Annotated in this window: 14 protein-coding genes; 7 read left to right on the forward strand and 7 right to left on the reverse strand. The window is 70.2% G+C overall.

The genetic code is table 11. The annotated features are described in order from the left end of the window. Positions 1-65: 65 nt before the first annotated feature. The 3 genes from ACLBKU_RS01370 to ACLBKU_RS01380 are packed head-to-tail and all read right to left on the reverse strand — an operon-like array spanning position 66 to position 2235. A complete protein-coding gene (locus tag ACLBKU_RS01370) occupies positions 66-554 on the reverse strand; it encodes a hypothetical protein (RefSeq protein WP_410177733.1) in 489 nt (162 codons plus the stop codon). Further along, a complete protein-coding gene (map, locus tag ACLBKU_RS01375) occupies positions 554-1378 on the reverse strand; it encodes a type I methionyl aminopeptidase (protein ID WP_410177734.1) in 825 nt (274 codons plus the stop codon). Before map ends, ACLBKU_RS01370 begins: the two co-directional genes overlap by 1 nt. A 32-nt stretch (positions 1379-1410) precedes the next feature. Then, positions 1411-2235, reverse strand: a complete 825-nt coding sequence (locus ACLBKU_RS01380) for a PdaC/SigV domain-containing protein (RefSeq protein ID WP_410177735.1) — start codon at positions 2233-2235, stop codon at positions 1411-1413. A gap of 184 nt (positions 2236-2419) precedes the next feature. Between ACLBKU_RS01380 and ACLBKU_RS01385 the strand changes: the two genes are divergently transcribed. The 6 genes from ACLBKU_RS01385 (at position 2420) to ACLBKU_RS01410 (ending at position 10980) form a co-directional block, all read left to right on the forward strand. Continuing rightward, positions 2420-3805 carry a leucyl aminopeptidase family protein gene (locus tag ACLBKU_RS01385; RefSeq protein ID WP_410177736.1) on the forward strand — a complete coding sequence of 462 codons (1386 nt, stop codon included), beginning with the start codon at positions 2420-2422 and terminating at the stop codon, positions 3803-3805. Positions 3806-3899: 94 nt separating this feature from the next. Beyond that, positions 3900-4259 (forward strand): hypothetical protein, encoded by a 360-nt coding sequence (locus tag ACLBKU_RS01390; RefSeq protein WP_410177737.1) that lies wholly within the window; start codon positions 3900-3902, stop codon positions 4257-4259. A gap of 5 nt (positions 4260-4264) precedes the next feature. After that, positions 4265-5209 (forward strand): N-acetyl-gamma-glutamyl-phosphate reductase, encoded by a 945-nt coding sequence (gene argC / locus ACLBKU_RS01395; protein WP_410177738.1) that lies wholly within the window; start codon positions 4265-4267, stop codon positions 5207-5209. 202 nt (positions 5210-5411) lie between these two features. Then, entirely contained in the window at positions 5412-5750 is a 339-nt protein-coding gene (locus ACLBKU_RS01400; RefSeq protein ID WP_410177739.1) for a P-II family nitrogen regulator, read from the forward strand. 78 nt (positions 5751-5828) lie between these two features. Next, a complete protein-coding gene (glnA, locus tag ACLBKU_RS01405; RefSeq protein WP_410177740.1) occupies positions 5829-7238 on the forward strand; it encodes a type I glutamate--ammonia ligase in 1410 nt (469 codons plus the stop codon). 268 nt (positions 7239-7506) lie between these two features. Beyond that, entirely contained in the window at positions 7507-10980 is a 3474-nt protein-coding gene (locus ACLBKU_RS01410) for an autotransporter domain-containing protein (RefSeq protein ID WP_410177741.1), read from the forward strand. 66 nt (positions 10981-11046) lie between these two features. On the opposite strand, the gene ACLBKU_RS01415 is transcribed toward ACLBKU_RS01410, so the two are convergent. Together ACLBKU_RS01415 and ACLBKU_RS01420 are read right to left on the reverse strand one after the other, a co-directional pair. Further along, entirely contained in the window at positions 11047-11706 is a 660-nt protein-coding gene (locus ACLBKU_RS01415) for a hypothetical protein (RefSeq protein WP_410177742.1), read from the reverse strand. Continuing rightward, positions 11693-11908, reverse strand: a complete 216-nt coding sequence (locus tag ACLBKU_RS01420) for a helix-turn-helix transcriptional regulator (protein WP_410177743.1) — start codon at positions 11906-11908, stop codon at positions 11693-11695. Before ACLBKU_RS01420 ends, ACLBKU_RS01415 begins: the two co-directional genes overlap by 14 nt. Positions 11909-12112: 204 nt before the next feature. Here ACLBKU_RS01420 and ACLBKU_RS01425 point away from each other — a divergent pair, with 204 nt between their 5' ends. After that, positions 12113-12616 carry a lysozyme gene (locus tag ACLBKU_RS01425; RefSeq protein ID WP_410177744.1) on the forward strand — a complete coding sequence of 168 codons (504 nt, stop codon included), beginning with the start codon at positions 12113-12115 and terminating at the stop codon, positions 12614-12616. A gap of 60 nt (positions 12617-12676) precedes the next feature. Here ACLBKU_RS01425 and ACLBKU_RS01430 read toward each other — a convergent pair whose 3' ends face one another. Together ACLBKU_RS01430 and ACLBKU_RS01435 are read right to left on the reverse strand one after the other, a co-directional pair. Further along, positions 12677-16906: a translocation/assembly module TamB domain-containing protein gene (locus ACLBKU_RS01430; protein ID WP_410177745.1), complete on the reverse strand. Its 4230-nt coding sequence runs from the start codon at positions 16904-16906 to the stop codon at positions 12677-12679. Next, a complete protein-coding gene (locus ACLBKU_RS01435) occupies positions 16906-19134 on the reverse strand; it encodes an autotransporter assembly complex protein TamA (protein ID WP_410177746.1) in 2229 nt (742 codons plus the stop codon). The genes ACLBKU_RS01430 and ACLBKU_RS01435 overlap by 1 nt, the downstream gene beginning before the upstream one ends. Between the last annotated feature and the right edge of the window lie 25 nt (positions 19135-19159).

A 19159-nucleotide genomic window follows, 5' to 3' on the forward strand; every position in this document is an offset into this window, starting at 1 on the left:
GTGGTCCATGGATTGCCGCGTCGCCTTCGGCTCCTCGCAATGACGAATCGATGTGAGGCCCCGGGTCATGCCCGGGGAGATGGAGACGACTCTCTGAGGTAGGCGACAAGCGGAACTGTCGTCTCAAGTCTCGGCCGTGCAAATACGTCCGCCCCGAATAAAGCCCGCCAACTTGGTTCGTCGTCCGGCAGGAGAGACACCAGTTGGCGCAAATCCACAATCAGTCGCGGGTCAGCACCCGCATCGTTCTTGCCGGCATGTCCCATCAGCCAAGGGAAATTGGCGATAGGGCAACCGCACACGAGATCAGGAGCTTCGAACCTTTCCGAACCGGCGCGCATAGCCTTCAAAGCAAGCCGGGGCACAAACAGCAGTTCCCCGTCAATCATGCGATCGCGAGCCCGCCCACCCAGCATCCGCCGCAAACGTGGGACGAATAGCTTCAGAACCGGACCGTCAGCAAGCACGAGGCTGTCGAAATGCCGAAACCGAATAGCAGACAAGCCGAATTGATCGGCTAACCGCTCAGCCAATTGCGATTGCGGCGTCGGCATCAGTAAGGCGGGCAGTCCCGCCCGGTCGGGCTCTTGGTGAAGATCTCGTTCCCGGTCTCGGTGATCGCGATCGAGTGCTCGAACTGGGCGGAGAGCGACTTGTCGCGCGTCACCGCGGTCCAGCCGTCGCCCAGCACCTTGGCCCAGGGCTTGCCGAGGTTGATCATCGGCTCGATGGTGAAGAACATGCCCGGCTTCAGCTCCGGCCCCGTCCCTGCGCGGGCGGCGTGGACGACCTCGGGGGCGTCGTGGAACAGGCGTCCGAGGCCGTGGCCGCAGAACTCGCGGACCACGCCGTAGCGGTATTGCGCCGCGTGGGCCTCGATCGCCGCGCCGATATCGCCGAGGCGCGCGCCCGGCTTGGCCGCCGCGATGCCGAGCATCAGGCACTCATAGGTCACCTCGACCAGCCGCCGCGCCTTGAGCGTCGGCTCGCCGGCGTAAAACATCCGCGAGGTGTCGCCGTGCCAGCCGTCGACCAGCGGGGTTACGTCGATGTTGAGGATGTCGCCGTCCTTCAGCACCTTGTCGCCCGGAATGCCGTGGCAGATCACGTGGTTGATCGAGATGCAGGAGGAATGGGCATAGCCGCGGTAGCCCAATGTCGCGGGGACCGCGCCCGCATCGAGCATCATGCCGCGGATCGCATCGTCGATGGCCCCGGTGGTGACGCCGGGCTTCACCAGCTCGACGCAGGCATCGAGGATTTCGGCGGCGAGGCGCCCGGCCTTCCTCATCCCCTCGAACCCCTCGGGGGTGTGGAGTTTGATCGAGCCGTCACGGTAGACGGTCGTATCGCCGTCGACGAGTTGGTAGTCGTGCATCGCCCGCATATAGCGATGGCGCGCCCGGATTGCTACTCGCCGCGTGCGAAGGCGTTGCGGTAGCGGGGCTTTACCGCGGTGAGCACCTCGGCGGTGACCGGCAGCGTGATCTCGTATGCCCCTTCCGCATAGGAGCCCGCCACGTAAGGATCGGCGATGAGGCCGATGCGGTCGAAGTGCGTCTTCGATTTCGAGCCGAGCAGCAGCGTCAGGTCCTTGACCGGCGGGCAGGGGAAGACGCTGTCGTCGCCCGGGTCCGCGCCGAAGCGCTTGCGGCGTTCCGCGGCAAGGGTCTTGCACCAGCGGGTGCCGAGCACGTCCTGGAGCGCCTTCTCCGAGACGAACAGGTCCTCGGGGCTAAGCGCCTGCTTCGCCGCGCGGTCCCAGACGAGCCCGCCCGAGCCGTAATTGCCGTGCGCGCCGCCCGAATATTCGCTGAAGCTCTGCGACAGCGAGAGGAAGCCGGGGATGTCGGCGACCACTTCCCACGTCTTGGCGAATTCGCGATTGACGCAGCCGCCGCAGTTCTCGTCGGCGAATTCCTTGAGCGCGGCCTGCCAGTCGGATTTCTGCTCGGCGAGGAGCCGGTCGCGCTCGGCGGTGAAGCGAGCGGCGAGTTCCGGGACGGCGGCGACTGCGGCGGGCCAGGAATAGGCGAAGTCGCGGCTGGGCGCGGTGTCTCCGGTGCCCTTGGTCTCGTTGTCCTCGAACGCCACCTTGCCGGGCGCGGGGCTCGGCGGAGCGGGTGAGGCCGGTGGAGTGGCGCTGGCCGTCGTGGTGGCGGCGGTGCTCGCGGCAGACTCCTCCGAGCCGGAGCAGGCGGCGACGAGCGCGAGCGACACCGTTGCCGTCCACATGGCGCCCAGCCCGCGCTTGCCGGGCCCCAGACCCCGGTTAGCCCGCTCCAGACCCCCCTCAGCCCCCCTCCAGACCCCCGCCTGCACGCCCGTTTCGGCAGGTTTCACGTGAAACATCGTCGGCTCCTCCGGTCCCGGCCGAATCCGCTGGTGACATCGGCATGGGCGCGATTATGGAACAGGGATGCACGAAGCCAAAGCCCTGATCCGACCCGACCGCGGCGAGGACGCCGTCGCCATCCACCTCGTCGCCAAGGAGGGGTTCGAGGGGTTTGCCAAGGGGCTCTCGGCGGGCCAGCGGGCGGCGCTGGCGGCGCACAAGTTCGAGGGCGCCGCGGGCCAGTATGCGATTGTTCCGGAAGGGGATTCTTTCTTCGTGGTGGCCGGGGTCGCGAACCCCGAGAGCCTCACCGCCTGGTGCCTCGCCAAGCTCGCCGACGAGCTGCCCGAGGGGGTCTACCGCCTCGCCAATGCCGAGCCAGGTGCGGCGATGTTCGGTTGGATCACCGGGCAATACCGCTATGCGCGCTACAAGAGCGAGGACAAGAGCGTGGGGGCGCGGGTCCTGCTGACTGCGCAGGTGGCGCAGATCGAGGCTCAAGTGGCTGAAGCGCAAGCGGAAATGCTGGTGCGCGACCTCGTCAACGCGCCGCCCGAGGACATGGGCCCCGCCGCGCTCGAGGCCGAGTGCGAGCGGCTTGCGAAGTCCTACAAGGCGGACCTCGCGGTGATCCGCGGCGATGCCCTCGAACAGGACTACCCGATGGTCCACGCCGTCGGCCGTGCGGCGGCCCGCCACCACGCGCCGCGGCTGATGCATTTGACCTGGGGCGATCCTACGCACCCGGTGCTGGCGGTGGTCGGCAAGGGGGTGTGCTTCGACAGCGGCGGGCTCGACATCAAGCCGCCCTCGGGCATGCGGCTGATGAAGAAGGACATGGGGGGCGCCGCCCACGCCATCGCGCTCGCCGGGCTGGTGATGGAGGCGCGGCTCAAGGTGCGGCTGCATCTCCTTGTTCCGGCAGTGGAAAACGCCATCTCGGGGAGCGCCTTCCGGCCCGGCGACATCCTGCGCAGCCGCAAGGGGCTGACGGTCGAGATCGACAATACCGATGCGGAAGGGCGCCTGATCCTCGGCGACGCGCTCACCCGCGCCTCGGAGGAAAGCCCTGATCTGATTGTCGATTTCGCGACACTGACGGGCGCTGCGCGGGTTGCGCTGGGGCCCGACCTTCCCGCCCTCTTCGCGCGCCGCGACGAGACCGCCGAGGCCTTCCTCGCCGCCGGCAAGGCGCACGACGACCCGGCCTGGCGCCTGCCGCTCCCCGAGAGCTACCGCGAATACCTCGCCTCCGACGTCGCCGACATGGCGAACTCCTCGGCGACCCCTTTTGCCGGGGCGAGCGTCGCCGGGCTGTTCCTCGACCGCTTCGTCGGCGAGGGGATCGATTGGGTGCACTTCGACACCTTCGCCTGGTCCCCCTCCCCCAAGCCTGGCCGCGCCCGCGGCGGACGGGGGCTCGGCCTGCGCGCGGCATGGCACGCGATCCGCGCCCGGTATGGGGCCTGACTTGCTCTAGGGGCCGGTTGCCGCTAACGGGCCTGCCACGTTGCGCTCAAGGGGAGAGGACGCAGCGGCACCGGAAAGGCCGACGGAAGCAGCGATGAGCGCCACGCGCGACAACAGGGAATATGCCGTGCCGACGGGCGTGCTGGGCCTCGCGGGCCCGGTCGAGAAGCCTGCGCCCGGCACCCTGCCGCTCCGCGGCGACCTCGCGCATATCGCGCTCGCCGGCACGCACCTCGCGGCGCATTACGTGATCCCGCATGAGCGCAGGGTCGGCGCAGGCGGCGCGGGCCTGCGGCTCACCCCGCGCGCCGATGCCGAGGTGTTCGCGACGCTCCCCGCCGGAAGCCGCTTCGAGCTGCTCGACGTCGCAGGCGAATGGGTGTGGGGCTGCCCGGGACCGCAAGGCCCCTCGGGCTGGTGCCGGGCGAGCGACCTCGCCCCGGCAGAAGCCTGACGCCGGTGGCGATCCGGCTGTTCATCGACGGGGCCGCAGGCACCACCGGGCTCGAAATCCGCGAGCGGCTCGCGGGCCGCGACGAGTTCGCGCTGATCCTTCTCGACGATTCCCAGCGCAAGGACGAGACCGCCCGCCGCGACGCGCTGCATGCCGCCGACATCGCGATCCTTTGCCTCCCCGACGAGGCTGCGAAGGAGGCGGTGCGGCTTGCCCAAGGATCGGGCACCCGCATCATCGACGCCTCCTCGGCGCACCGGGTGGCGGAGGGCTGGACCTACGGATTTCCCGAGCTCATCGGGCGCGAGACCATCGCCGCTGCCCAATTCGTGAGCAACCCGGGGTGCTATCCCACGGGCTTCCTCGGATTGGTCGCCCCGCTGGTGCGTGCCGGGCTGCTCCCCGCCGACTGGCCCTACACGGTTAACGCGGTGAGCGGCTATTCCGGGGGCGGAAACACGCTGATCGAGCGCTTCGAGAGCGATCCCGACATCGCCTTCCGTGCCTACGGATTGAGCATGGGGCACAAGCACCTGCCCGAGATGCGGAAATTCGCAGGCCTCGCCCATCCGCCGGTTTTCTCCCCCGCTGTGGTCCCGGCGTTCCGCGGGATGCTGGTCGACGTGCCGCTGCCGCTCGCCGCGATCCCCGGTGCGGGTCGGGTCGGCAAGATGCGGGAATGCCTCGCGGAATTCGCCGCGAATGGCCCGCTCGTGACTTTCGCCGAGGCTGGCTCGACCGAGGAACTGCTGCACAGGGACGAGGGCTCCGCGGACGACACGATGTCGCTCCACCTGTACGCCAACGCCGACGAGACCCAGGTCCGCCTGATCGCCCGGCTCGACAATCTCGGCAAGGGTGCGAGCGGGGCCGCGATCCAGAACCTCAACATCATGTGCGGCCTACCCGAGACTACGGGTTTGCGCCTGAGGGCGAGCGGTTCTGCTTAAAATATAGGCAAAGCCAGATCAATGGCTGTGCACCCATTGCGCGCCGCACCATAATCTTGCTAACCGCCCGCCATCGGCGAAACACATCCACCCTCGCGAATCTCCGCGCGGCAAGGATCGTATGCAGCCACCACCTTATGGCTTGGCACGATTCTTGTTAAGAATCGGCGCAGCAAATCAGCCAGGCGCGGATGGGGACGACGTGAAGAAGATCGAGGCGATCATCAAACCCTTCAAGCTCGACGAGGTGAAGGAGGCGCTGCACGAGATCGGGGTGTCCGGGATCACCGTGACCGAGGCCAAGGGCTTCGGCCGTCAGAAGGGCCACACCGAACTCTATCGCGGCGCCGAATATGTCGTCGACTTCCTGCCCAAGGTGAAGCTCGAGGTGGTGGTCGCCGACGACCAGACCGAGCGCGTCGTGGAAGCGATCGCCGCCGCCGCGCAGACCGGCCGGATCGGCGACGGCAAGATCTTCGTCACCGCGATCGAGAGCGCGCTCAGGATCCGCACCGGCGAGACCAACGACGACGCGATCTGATTTTTCCCCTTTTCCCTGCCGGCCACGGGGGCGGGCGGGCCAAGAACAATCCTCATCACATCCGGAGGCAAAGTACCAATGTCGAAAGCGAAAGAAGTCCTGCAGAAAATCAAGGACGAGGAAATCGAGTGGGTCGACCTGCGCTTCACCGATCCCAAGGGCAAGTGGCAGCACCTCACCATGGTCGCAGGCGTCATGGGCGAGGACGAACTCGAGGACGGCCTGATGTTCGACGGTTCGTCGATCGCCGGCTGGAAGGTCATCAACGAGAGCGACATGATCCTCAAGCCCGATCTCACCGAGACCTGGGTCGATCCCTTCAGCGCCACCCCGATGCTGATCATCAACTGCGACATCGTCGAGCCCTCGACCGGCGACTGGTACTCGCGCGACCCGCGCACCACCGCCAAGCGCGCCGAGGCCTACCTCAAATCGACCGGCATCGGTGACACGGTCTATGTCGGTCCCGAGGCCGAGTTCTTCATGTTCGACGATGTGCGCTTCGAGGACGGTTACGCCGGCTCGGGCTTCTCGATCGACGATATCGAGCTGCCGACCAACACCGCCAAGGAATACGACGCCGGCAACATGGGCCACCGCCCGCGCGCCAAGGGCGGCTACTTCCCGGTCGCGCCGGTCGACAGCGCCGTCGACATCCGCGCCGAGATGGTCTCGACCATGCTCGAGATGGGCCTGCCCTGCGACAAGCACCACCACGAAGTCGCCGCCGCCCAGCACGAGCTCGGCCTGACCTTCGGCACGCTGGTGCAGACCGCCGACCGCATGCAGATCTACAAGTACGTCGTGCACCAGGTCGCCCACGCCTACGGCAAGACGGCGACCTTCATGCCCAAGCCGATCAAGGCCGATAACGGCTCGGGCATGCACACCCACATGTCGATCTGGAAGGACGGCAAGCCGATGTTCGCGGGCAACGAATACGCGGGCCTGTCGGAAATGTGCCTCTACTACATCGGCGGCGTCATCAAGCACGCCAAGGCGCTCAATGCCTTCACCAACCCGACCACCAACAGCTACAAGCGCCTGGTGCCGGGCTTCGAGGCGCCGGTGCTGCTGGCTTATTCGGCGCGCAACCGCTCGGCCTCGTGCCGCATCCCCTATGGTGCGGGCGACAAGGCCAAGCGCGTCGAGTTCCGCTTCCCCGACGCGCTCGCCAACCCCTACCTCGCCTATGCCGCGCTGCTGATGGCGGGTCTCGACGGGATCGAGAACAAGATCCACCCGGGCGAGGCGATGGACAAGAACCTCTACGACCTGCCCCCGGCGGAGCTCGCCGAGGTGCCGACCGTGTGCGGCTCGCTCCGCGAGGCGCTCGACTCGCTCGCGGCCGACCACGAGTTCCTGCTCAAGGGCGACGTGTTCACCAAGGACCAGATCGAGGCCTACATGGAACTCAAGTGGGAAGAGGTGATCCGCACCGAGACCACGCCCTGCCCGGTCGAGTTCGACATGTACTACTCGATGTAATCGCACCGGGATCCGGAGCTGCCGAGGGGGCGGGAAGAGCTGTCTTCCCGCCCCCTTCTGCATCTCGCGGGCACTGCTGCGATCATGTCAAATGAGGCAGAAATCGCTCGGCTCGTCGCTGCTAACCCCCGGATATGGTGCAGGAATGCCACGGCCCCGGGAAATCCGCTCCACCCCTTGAACCGGTCCGCGCGCCGGGTAGGTTGCCGGTCATCGCCGCGGGAGCAACGCCTCTCGTCCGGCCTCTCTTTTCGCAGGAACGATGACCATGACAAAGAACGACCGCCGGCCGCGTCCGGCGTTGCTGACGGGTGTCGCGATGCTCGGCCTGGCGCTCGGCCATGCTGCCGCCCACGCCGAGGAACTGAAGGTCAAGGAAGGCCCCGCGCCGCTTGCCGACGACGCAGACGCGGGCTTCGATGCGCAGGCGCAGACCGCGCGCCTCCTCGCCGATGCCGCCGACGTCGCGCTCGAGCGCCAGAGCCGCACCTGGGCCGCGACCCGCGTCCCCGCCCCGCGCGAGCCCGATCCCGCGATCCTCATCGCGCTTCCCGGTACCCCGACCACGGCGCGCGACCCGGTCAACATCACCGGGGTCGGGCAGATGGTCGTTCCGAGCGGCGCGGGCACCAATCTTTCGCTCGGCTTGTGCACCGGATCGCTCATCAACCCGCGCACCGTGCTGTTCGCGGCGCATTGCGTGAACGACCTTCCGGCGAACGCCTACGGTTCGGCCTCGGGCGGGCAGGCGATCGGTTTCGGCTTCAACGCCTCGAACAATTCCACCCTTCCCGGTGCGCCGGTCGGCACCTCGCCGCTGCGCAACTGGCTGTTCGGATCGGCGACGCAGGGCCGCGCGGCGAACACCACCAGCGCGGCGGAGAACTTCTACACCGCCGAGGGCGTCGCCTATAACCCGCTGTCGCTCGAACCGGCGGCGAACGGGTTCCTCTACGGCGACATCGCGATCGCCGCGCTCGACACCCCGGCGCGCAACATCCCGACCTGGTCGCTGCTGTTCTCGCCGCTGCCGGCACCCGGCCAGATCACCGCGGCCTCCGGCACCGGCTATCACGTCGCGCTGTCGGGCTACGGCGGCAACGGCACGGGCACGAGCGGCAACCAGGGCATCGACTTCCGGCGCCGGGTCGCAGAGAACTGGCTCGGCGCGCTGACCTCGCTCGTCAACTTCGAGACCTTCCTGTTCGGCGGCAGCGACCCGCGCCTGACCCAGAACCTCTACTTCCTCGATTTCGACGATCCGGCGCGCGGCACCGCCACCGCCAGCCGCTTCGACTTCAACGCCTTCCGCGACAATGGCCTCCCCCGCGAAGGCATCACCGCGGGCGGCGATTCCGGCGGCCCGTTGATCCTCGACCAGGCGTTCAGCCGCCAACTGGTGATCGGCGTGCTCTCGGGTGGCTTCCCGTCCTTCTTCAACGGCCAGCCGGACAACAGCTACGGGGTGGTGAGCTTCTACCAGCCGCTCTACCTCTACTGGGACTGGATCGCGGCCAACAACCCCTACCGCTATGTCAGCGCCAAGGCCGGCGACGGCAACTGGGAGGACGCCTCGCGCTGGGTCTCGTTGCAGGACCCGGCCTATTTCATCCTCGGCCCCGACGGCCAGCCGATCAACGGCGTGCCGACCCAGCTCGGCGAGCAGAACAACGGGACCGCGGGCAAGTTCGGCCAGATTTGCTTCCAGACCCGGACCTTCAGCGAGTGCGAGGACCAGCGGACCGGCACGCTCACCTTCACCGCCGACCCGATCGGCACCGGCGCGCCATCCGTGGCGGGCGCCGGCGGGAGCGCGCCGGCGCCGCAGAACCCCGCGCTCGCCCTCCCCGCCGCGACGATCGCCAACGGGCTCCCCGGCGCGACCAACTTCGTGCCGAACAACACCCCCGGCAACCGGCTCGAGGGGGTGCTGCCGCGCTACTTCGACGTGACGCTGAGCAATGCCGGCACGACGCGCCTCGGCAGCAGCATCACCATCGATCGCCTGACGCTGACCGGCGCGGCCGGGCTCAACATCGCCGCCGCGGGGCGCCTCGCCGCGCTCAACGACGTGACCCAGCGCGGCGGAACGATGACCGTCACCGGCGCCCTCGTCTCCTCGGGCGATTACCTGCTGGCGACGGGCCTGCTGCAGGGCACCGGCAACATAAGCGCCCCCTTCCTGACCAGCATCGCCGGGACCATCGCCCCGAACACCATCGGGACGCTCGGCACGCTGTCGCTCACCGGCAACCTCGTCCTGTCCTCGGCGAGCCTTCTGCACATCGACGTGAACGGGGCGAGCTCGGACCGCCTCGCGGTGACCGGCGCGGCCAATGTGGGCGGCATCGTCTCGGTCGGCAGCGGGATCACCGGGCAGGTCAACGGCCTCGGCCGCCAGTTCACGATCCTCACCGCCACCGGCGGCGTGACCGGCACCTTCACCCCGGGCAACCTCACCCCGATCCTCAGCCAGCGCTTCACCTACCAGGCGAACGCGGTGCTGATGACCATCCAGGCGGCGAGCTACACCACGGTGATCGAGACCGGCAACCCGGTGCAGGCGGCCTACGCCCAGCTGCTCGACCAGAATCGCGCGAACGAGGCGCTCGCGGGGCTCTACGGGCTCGACTTCGCGAGCGTCGACACGATCCGCGCGACCTTCAATGGCCTCGCCCCGGTCAACGAGCAGGCGGTGCGCTCGATGGCGGCGCAGACGGTGAACACGCTCCAGAACCTCAACGATGCGCGCCTGCGCGAGGCCGACAAGGATCGGGCCGGCGGCAAGGTCGCCATCACCGGCCGGCCGCTCGAGCTTGCGCAGATGAGCCTCGCGCCGACAGGCCAGCCGCTCGGCGGGGCGCTGATGGCGATGCAGGAGGGCGCCGAGGACACCGAGCTCAACGAGACGAACCTGCCCGAGAACGTCGCGATTTTCCTCTCGGGCGGCTACGTCACCGGCGACATCGGGCAGCTTCCGGGCTTCACCCAGCGCTCCGACATGGACGGGTATGTCATCGCCGGCGGTATCGAGTTCTACCCTGGCGAGAGCACGATGCTGGGCCTGTCCGGCTTCTACGGCACGCTCGATGCCGACACGCCGCTCGGCCAGCGCGTGGAGAGCGACACCTATGCCGCCTCGCTCTACCTGCGCCACAGGTTCGCACGCGGTCCGGTGATCGACGGCCAGTTCAGCATGGGCACGATGGGCTTCGACACGCGGCGCACGGTGCAGTTCCTCGGCGCCTCCCAGACGCTGACGTCGCGTTCGGACGACCTTCTGGTGTCGGGCGCGCTCGGAATCTCCTATGACCTTGCGACCGGGATCGGCACGATCTCGCCCGGCATCGAGGCGCGCTATGCCAGCGTCGACCTCACGACCCTGCGCGAGACCGGCGGGACGCTCGCGCTGGCGGTGGACCGGGAGACGTTCAAGAGCACCCAGGCGCGCTTCGGCTTCGACTATGACCTCAAGGGCCGGATGGCGAGCATCAACGCGGTCGCCCAGCTCGTCTGGGAGTTCGAGGACGGCCCGCAGCTGCTCGGCGCCAACTTCGTGCAGGGCACGGGGCCGAACGCGAACTTCGCGCTCCGGACCGCCGACCAGACCTGGGGCGAGGTCGGTGCGAGCGCGACCTTCGGGACGGGTCCGCTGACCGTCTCCGCCGGGTTCGACACCACGATCGGCCGCTCGAACGCCGATGCGCAGGTGGTGCGCGGGACCGCGACCTGGCGCTTCTGATCGCTCATCCGAGGCACAAGGAAGGGGCGCCCGCCGGCCGGCGGGCGCCCCTTCTCGCATCCGGGCTCAGCGCGGGGCGAGCATCCCGCGGCGGCCGACGACGATGAAGCTCGCGAGCAGCACCAGCACGTAGAGCAGGGTGAGAAGATCGAGCGGCGCGGGCGCGGCGGCATAGCCGAGGTGCGCGAGCATCGCCCAGCCGCCCGCGACCAGCAGCACGAGGCCGTAGCTCAGCGCGCCCGCCTCGAGATTGACTGCGCGCATCAGCTCGTCGCAGGCGCGGTAGACCGCGACCGAGAGGAGCGACCCGCTCACCAGCCCGCCCGCACCGATCGCCAGCGCGACCGCGGCGGGCACCGGACCGCCGGGCGCGGCGAGCGCGAGCGCGATCAGGGCCGCGCCCCACAGCAGCATCGCCAGCCCCGAGAGCCCGAGCATCCGCTTCTGCTCGCGCAGCTCGTCCTCGTCCTCGACATTGAGGAAGCGCGCCCCGATCCGCGGGTTGGCAACGCCGACCCCCATGCCGAGGCCGATCAGCGCGTAGAGCATCCCCACCAGCACGGCGACGGTCGCGGATTCGCCGATCCCGCCGACCGCGCCGCTGTCGAGGAAGGCCAGCGTCCCGGTGCTCGCGGCAAACCCCGCCACTGCCCCGATCAGGCCGGGGATCAGCAGCTTGCGCACCCACTTGGGGGTGCCGGGGGTCTTGTCCTCAATCGTCATCATCTTCGGGCTCCCAGGTGTCGATGAACAGGTCGGGCACCGCGAGGCCGAACAGGCGGGCCATGCGCAGCGCGAGGGGCAGGGACGGGTCGTACTTGTCGGTCTCGACCGCGTTGATCGTCTGGCGCGACACGCCGAGGCGGCGGGCGAGTTCGCCCTGGCTCCAGCCTTTCGCCTCGCGGTGGTGCTTCAGACGGTTTTCCACGGTGTTCCGGCGCGCAAGTTGATAAGGTGCATTCAGAAGCCGCCTTGCCGAGGTTCGTATCAACTTGGCTTCTGACAAGAGCTCTTTACAGACAAGAATGCTTGTCAGTCAAGAGCTCTTGTCACCTGCCCGCAAGATTCCATTTTCCTACTCGCCAAAAGCGTGCTCAATCCCCCGGCCTCAGCCGATCGACGGAGGCCGCCCATGCCCGACACCCCCGCCCCGCCCCTGCCGCGCCGCGTCGGCGCCGCCGGGATCGCTCTCATCCAGCGCTTCGAGGGCTGCGCGCAGCTCCACACCGACGGGATGGTCGACGCCTATCCCGACCCTGCCACCGGCGGCCCGCCGTGGACGATCGGCTGGGGCGCCACGGGCCGCGACACATTCCACGGCGGGCGCATCCGGCAAGGCACGCGCTGGACGCAGGCGCAGTGCGACCAGCGGCTCGAGGAGGACCTCGCCCGGTTCGCCGACGAGGTCGCAGCGGCGATCGGCGACGCGCCCACCACCCAGAACCAGTTCGATGCGCTCGTCAGCTTTCACTACAACACCGGGGCGATTGCCCGCGCTACCCTTACGCGGAAGCACATCATGGGCGACTCCAAGGGCGCCGCGCGCGAGTTCGGCCGCTGGGTGCGTGCGGGCGGGCGGGTGATGAAGGGGCTCACGCGGCGGCGGATGGCCGAGGCGGAGCTTTATCTCGCCTGACCGGGTGGAAGGAAGCCCACCCCCCGGCCCCCTCCCGCAAGCGGGAGGGGGAGCAAAGGCTCAATAATCCCGGCTGACCTGCACCAGCACCGAATCCCGCCCGATCGTCGACACCGTCCCCAGCAGGGCCAGCCAGCTCGTGATCCGGTATTCGACCTGCGTCGCGCTGTAGCCGCGCCCGTCGGTGACGAGCTCGACATAGATGTCGCGGGTGATGTTCTTGCCGATCGCGATCCCCGTCTGCCGCCCGGTCAGCGGGTCGGCGGTGACGATCCGCAGCTGATCGAGGCCGATCGAGCGCCTGAGCTTGCCGATCGGGTCGAGCCCCCCGCCCCCGCCCTGCAAGGAGGCGAGCGCCGCGGCGAGCTGCACCGCGTCGGTCGCCGAGAGCGAGGTCACCGAGCCGCCGAACAGCAGCCGCGCGAGGATCTCCTCCTCGGGAAGCTCCGGGTCGGAGGAGAAGGTGATCGCCGGGGTGAGCGCATTGCCGGTGATCGCGATATCGACATTGGTGCCGTTCTTGCTCGTCTCTGCGAGGACGTCGAGGCGCGGGTTGATCGCTTCGTTCACGTCGAACTGGATGCGCCCGCGGGTCAGCTCGAAGCGGGTGCCCGCGAAGGTGTAGTCGCCCTTCACCAGCCGCGCCTGGCCGCCGATGCGCGGCTCGGCGACCGTGCCGCGCAGCGCGATGTCGACGCCCCACTCGCTGTCGAGCCCCAGCCCCTCGACCGCGACGCGGTTCGGCGCGGCGGCGTTGACGAGGTAGCGCCACGCCGCATCGCGCGCCGAGACCTGGGTGCGCGCGCGCTCGCCATTGATCTCGCGGGTGGCGATGCGCGGCAGCGCGCGGTCCTCGTTCGCGCGGCCCAGCGCCCAGCGCGCGCGGTCGAGCGTCACGCGCCCGGCAATGGTGCCGCCGAGGCCGTTGGAGACGATCCGCAGCGGCCCCGTGATGGTCGCCTCGAGCCCGTTGGCGTTGAGCAGCCGCGCGCGGGTCGCCGCGGCGCGCAGGTCGAGGCTCGGGCCGCGGGTGGCGCTCAGCCCGGCGAGGTCGACCGTGCCGCTGCCGCTCACCCGGCCCCCGCCCGCGGTCTCTCCGGCGAAACGCGTCAGCTCGAGCCGCGAGCCCGCGAAACGCCCGCGCGCGGCGACCTTGGTCACGCGCGTGCCGGTCAGCGCGCTCTGCACCGTGAGGTCGTCGCTCGCGAGGTTGCCGACGATCCGCGGATCGGCGAGCGTGCCGGTCGCGCGCGCGGCGATCCTGACCGGGCCGGCAAGGTCGAAGACCTCGATCGCGGCGAGCCGCCACAGCGTCTCCGCCGCGCCCTCGAAGCCGAGGCGCGCGTCGAGCCGCCCGCGGTTGAGCCTTTCGGCGAGCCCGCCGTCCGGGCTGAGCCCGGTGATCGCCAGCGAGACATCGCCGCGCCGGTCCGCACCCTCGAACAGGCGCATCGCGGCGGTGAGGCGCTGGGGATTGAGGTCGATGACGCCGAGCACGCCCACCGGCTTCGAGGACAGCACTAGCCCCGCGCGGCTGAAGCGGTCGATCCGCCCGCGCGCGCGCGCCGTCGCCGGGGTGCGGCCCGCCTGGCGGTAGTCGATCACCCCGGTGAGGCGCCCGCCGAAGCCGTAGTCGGTGCCGGCGAGGTCGAGCAGGCGCAGCGGCATCTGCGAGAGCTTCATCTGCACCGCGGTCTCCCCGCCCCCGAAGGTGCCCGAAGCGATTGCGAAGCCGCCGCCATAGCCGATCTGGGTTGGCGCGAGGCTCCACCCGCCGTCCTCGCGCGCGGTGAGGACCGCGCGGCGCGGCATGGTGATCTCGCCATTGCCGTAGAGCCCGCGCGCGACGGCCGCGATCCGGCTGGGGCTGACGTCGGCGTCGAAATTGACCGCGAGGCGGTCGGCGCGGCGGCCCGCGAGGCTGCCCGTTACCTTGCCGCGGCCGTTGGTGATGGCGGCCTTGGCGGTGAGGCTCGCGACGCTGAGGCCGCCATAGTCGAAGCCCGAGGCCGCGAGGTCGGCATTGACCGTGGTGTTGCCCTCGCCGATGCGCCCGGTGGCGGTGATGTCGGCACGGGTGATGCTGATCGGCGTGGCGCCGCCGAAGGTGGCGTTGCGGGCGCGCAGGTCGACCGCGAAGCCGGTGGCGTTGCCGGGCTGCGGGCGGAAGCCGATGGTGCCGTCGATGCCGCCGCCTGCGAGCCTGAGGTCGCCCGCCGGCCCCGCCTCCTCGAGCCGCACCTCGCCGGTGACGTTGGTGCGATAGACCTCGAGCCGCTCGATGGCGATGCGGGTCGGCGCGTTCTCGGGCAGGATCAGCTCGAGCGCGCCGTCGAACGGCCCGAGCAGCGATTGCCCCGCCACGTCGAGCCCGAAGCCCTCCTCGCTCGGCGCGAGCGCGATGCGCACGTCCTTGAGGCCCGCGGCCGGATAGGGATCGGCAAGCACCAGCACCGCGCGCGGACCGTCGGCGGCGATCTCGGCGTCGAAACGGAACGGGCCGTAGTCGGCCTGCCGTCCGCTCCCGGCGAGCACGGTGCGGGTCACCCCGCCGCCGGTCACGACGCGGCTGTCGAGGCGGGCGGTGAGGCGTGGGGCGGTGACGGTGGTGTTGCGGAAGATGATCGGCTGGCCCGCGCCCATGCCGAGCTCGCCCTTGAAGCGGATCTGCTCGCCGGCGATTGTGCGGATGCTGTCATTGCCGATGCGGGATAGCACGCCGGCCAGGTTGGCGCGCAGGCTCCACGGCACCCGGGGTCCGAACTTGGCGAGGATCTTGGCGTTGGCCGTGACCTCGCCCGCGCCCTCGACCTTGAGGCGGCTCGCGGTGATCGGCCCGGCGACGGCATAGGCGCCCGCGGGGATATCGCCGCGCAAGCTGAGCGTGCCCTCAAGCCCCGGGAAGGTGATCCGGGTGCGGTCGGCGGCGAGTTGCTGGCGGTTCAGGTCGTAGGTGAGCAGGCCGCTCGCCCGGCCCTTGACGAGGCGCGGGTCGGCGAAGGCGTTGCCGGTGGTGACCCGCTCGGCGGCGAGCGCGAGCGGGAGGCTGAGCACCCCGCCCGCGTAGCGCGCGCTGCCCTCTTGCGTCAGGCCGGTGGCGGTGACACCGGGCGCGACGAGGCGGCCGACCGCAAGCTCGTGCCGGATCACGAGGTCGTCGAAGGCGCCGGTGAGGTTGGCCGCGGCGCGCGCGTTCTCGAGGCGCAGGCTCTCTCCGAACAGCTCGGGATCGCGCAGGGCGAGGCGCAGGCGCGCGCCGTTGATCACGTTGTCGGCGAGGTCGACCACGCCCCCGGCGCGCGCGTCGAGCGCGGGGGAGACCGCGGCGGCGCGGCCCTCGACCACCGAATTCTCGAGCGTGAAGGCGGCGGCGAGCGCGGTGCTCTCACCCAGTCCGCGGGCGACGAGGGTCTCGTTCCCGAGGCCTGCCCGCAACCGGCCGAGGACGCCGTATTTGCCCGCGTCGTTGCTGATCCGGAAGGCGGCGACGGGCTCGCCCTGCGCGCCTATCCCCCGCGCGACCATCGCGCCGCGCCACTTGGCCCAGGTCCCGTCGCCGACGATGCGGGCGCTGTAGCCCTCCCGCAGGCCTGCCAGACCCGCGAGCACGCCCCCGGCAGGCGCGCGTGCGTCGCCGGCAAGCTCGAAGCGATCGCCGTCGGGCTCGGCGTCGAGCAGCAGGGCGAAGCGGTCCTCCGCCCCGAGCCGCGCCTTGGCGTCGACCAGCGCGCGGCCCTTCCTTATGTCGATCCGCGCGGCGGCATCGACCCGCTCGTCGCGCGGCGTGGCGAGGCCCCTCGCGATGGTCAGGTCGTCGATCACCAGCCTGTCGACCCGGATGTCGAAATCGGGGAGCAGCGGCGCATCGGGGTCGCCGGGGAGGAGCTCGGGCAGGCGCGTCAGGCGGCCGCGGCGCGCGGTCACTTCGCGGATGTCGAGCCCGCTCCACAGCCAGTTGAGCGGCCGCCAGTCCAGGTCGACCTCGGGAATGGTGAGGAAGGACCCCTTGGGGTCGCTCACCACGACATTGCGCAACCGGGCCTTGCCGTAGAGGTCCCCCTCGATCCGGCCGACGGTGAAGCGCAGGCCGGAAGCGGGGGCGACGGCGGCGATCTGGTCGGCGATGAAGCGCTTGCCGATCGGGGTGGCGAAGAAGGCGGTGACCAGCAGCAGCGGCGTCAGCAGGATCGCCAGCGCCCAGCCGAGCCGCTTGCCCCAGCGACGGCGGGCGCGGCTGCGCGGGGTCTCGGCCACCGTCACCACCGGCTCCTCCTGCGCCCCCTCGGCCATCAGAACGCCTGCCCGAGGCTGACATAGACCACCACCGGGCTGTCGAAGGTGGTGGGGTTCAAGGGCGCGGCGACATCGACACGGATCGGGCCGAAGCTGGTCTTGTACCTGAGACCCACCCCCGCCCCGTAGCGAATCGTGCCGAAGTCGGGGGTCGAGCCGCGCGAGACCGAGCCCGCGTCGACGAAGGGCACGACCTCGACCGCGCCGCCGAACAGCGGCGTGGGGATGCGCGCCTCGATTGCGGCCTCGACCAGCGAGGCGCCGCCGGTGGGGTTGCCGACCGCATCGCGCGGGCCGACGCCCTGGAAGCCGTAGCCGCGCACCGAGGCCCCGCCGCCCGCATAGAGCCGCCGCGAGGGCGCGACGTCCTCGATTTCCGCGCCCTGGATCGTCGCCGCCCGCACCCGCCCCGCGAGCGTCACGCCGCCGAACGACTTGTAGTAGCTCGCATCTCCTTGCGCGCGCAGGTAGAAGCTCTGCGTCCCTTGCGAGCGCGACACCTCGGGAGCGAGGAACAGGGTGGCGCGGTAGCCCTTGGTGGGATCGAGCAGGTCGTCGCTGCCGTCGAGCGTCACCGAGCCGAACAGCCCGCCGATCAGATACGCCCGGCGCGGCTGCACGACGGGGGCGGAGCGCGCGCGGCGGTTGCGTTCGTCGGTGTAGAGCAGCTCGCCCCCGACCTGGAAGCTCAGAGGCTTCTGGAACAGCAGGTTCGAGACCTTCTCGAAGGCCGTGCGCAACCCGAAGCCGCGCGAGTCCACGGCGAGTGTGTTGATGTCCGAGGCGTAGAGGTCGGCGGTCAGCACCTGGTCGCGCCCGCGGAAGTTATTGCGCCTGACGCCGACGCTGGCGAGCGCCTCGCGGGTGCCGATGATCCCGCGCAGGCGCAGCGCACCCTCGGGCGGGAAGAGGTTGCGGTGCTCCCAGCGCCCCTCGAGCTTGAAGCCGTCCTCGCTGCCGTAGCCGATCGCCCCGGCGATGGTGCGCACCGGCGCGCGTTCGAGCGCGACATCGATCGCCACCTCGCCCGGCTGGTCGCCGACCGGCGGCTTCGTCTCGCGCGGGGTGAGCGTCACGCTCGAGACGAGGCCCGTCGCGAGGATCGCGCGCCTGAGGTCGGTCTCGAGGCTCTGCTGGTAGACGTCGCCCGGATCGAAGCGCGCGATGCGCCCCAGGTGCCTGCTCGAGAGGAAGCGCGGATCGTTGCTGACCACACCGCCGAACACGTACTTGCCCTTGGGCTGGACGTCGATCTTCAGGTCGCCCTCGGTGCGGGCATGATCGATCAGCAGCTCGGGCTCGCCGACCTCGGCGAAGGGATAGCCGGTCTCGCCGAGCGCGACGCGCAGCTCGAGCTCCTGCTCGACGATACGGTCGGCGTAGAGCGGGTCGCCGGTGCGGATGCCGAAGGCATCGGTGAGCTTCGTCGCATCGGGCTCGCGCAGCAGCGGCAGCGCGCCGAGGTCGATCCGGCCGAAGGCGTAGCGCGGGCCGGGGATGATGTCGAAGCGCACCGAGGGCTCGCGCGCGGCGGCCTCGGCGTCGGTCTCGCTGGCGTCGGGCGCCTGCGCGGCAGCGACGCCCTCGCGCCGCCCGCCGGAAAGCTGGCGGACCACCTCGCCCGAATAGTAGCCATAGGTGCGCAGGATGTCGCCGAGCAGCTCCTCGTCGGCGCGGGCGCGGGCGGCGACCTGCGGAGCGGCCTCCTCGCCGTCGTCGAGCTCGCGCAGCGTCGACAGGTCGCGGAAGCGGTCGACGAAGTCCTCCTTCTCGGGGAAGGCTTCCGGCGCCGCGGGAAGCGCGAGCACCAGCGTCGAGCTGACCCGCGTCTCGGCGAGCTCGGGCAGGGTCCCGAGCACCGGGGCTTCGATCGCCGCCAATGCCTCGGCCTCGGGATCGGAGGGGAGAGGGGCGATGTCCTCGAGCGCGAAATCGGCGAACACGGCGTCGAGCGAGGGATCGGGCGGCGGCGGCGCGGCTCCGGCGGCGAGCGCGTCGTCGGCGAGCGGCTGGCCCGGCACCTCGGGCGGCGGCGCGCCCTCGACCCCGCCGGCGGCCCAGCCCTCGGGATTGGCGAGCGCGCTTTCGGGGATCAGGTCGTCGAGCGAATCCGGGACGGGCGCGGGGGGTGGCTCCACCGCGACGGGAGCGGGCGGAGCGGACTCCTCCTCGGGCGCCTCGCGGCCGGCTTGCGCGGGTCCCTCCGACTGCGCGGCAGCGGGCACCGCGCCTAGGAGGAGCGCGGTGTGA

It is taken from the genome of Erythrobacter sp. NE805 (assembly GCF_046452355.1).
Classification (GTDB): domain Bacteria; phylum Pseudomonadota; class Alphaproteobacteria; order Sphingomonadales; family Sphingomonadaceae; genus Erythrobacter.

What these genes read in the sequence shown, in the direction of transcription:
- ACLBKU_RS01370 (WP_410177733.1), bottom strand. Translation starts at nt 554, where the DNA reads ATGCCGACGCCGCAATCGCAATTGGCTGAGCGGTTAGCCGATCAATTC.
- map (WP_410177734.1), bottom strand. Translation starts at nt 1,378, where the DNA reads ATGCACGACTACCAACTCGTCGACGGCGATACGACCGTCTACCGTGAC.
- ACLBKU_RS01380 (WP_410177735.1), bottom strand. Translation starts at nt 2,235, where the DNA reads ATGTGGACGGCAACGGTGTCGCTCGCGCTCGTCGCCGCCTGCTCCGGC.
- ACLBKU_RS01385 (WP_410177736.1), top strand. Translation starts at nt 2,420, where the DNA reads ATGCACGAAGCCAAAGCCCTGATCCGACCCGACCGCGGCGAGGACGCC.
- ACLBKU_RS01390 (WP_410177737.1), top strand. Translation starts at nt 3,900, where the DNA reads ATGAGCGCCACGCGCGACAACAGGGAATATGCCGTGCCGACGGGCGTG.
- glnA (WP_410177740.1), top strand. Translation starts at nt 5,829, where the DNA reads ATGTCGAAAGCGAAAGAAGTCCTGCAGAAAATCAAGGACGAGGAAATC.
- ACLBKU_RS01410 (WP_410177741.1), top strand. Translation starts at nt 7,507, where the DNA reads ATGACAAAGAACGACCGCCGGCCGCGTCCGGCGTTGCTGACGGGTGTC.
- ACLBKU_RS01415 (WP_410177742.1), bottom strand. Translation starts at nt 11,706, where the DNA reads ATGATGACGATTGAGGACAAGACCCCCGGCACCCCCAAGTGGGTGCGC.
- ACLBKU_RS01425 (WP_410177744.1), top strand. Translation starts at nt 12,113, where the DNA reads ATGCCCGACACCCCCGCCCCGCCCCTGCCGCGCCGCGTCGGCGCCGCC.
- ACLBKU_RS01430 (WP_410177745.1), bottom strand. Translation starts at nt 16,906, where the DNA reads ATGGCCGAGGGGGCGCAGGAGGAGCCGGTGGTGACGGTGGCCGAGACC.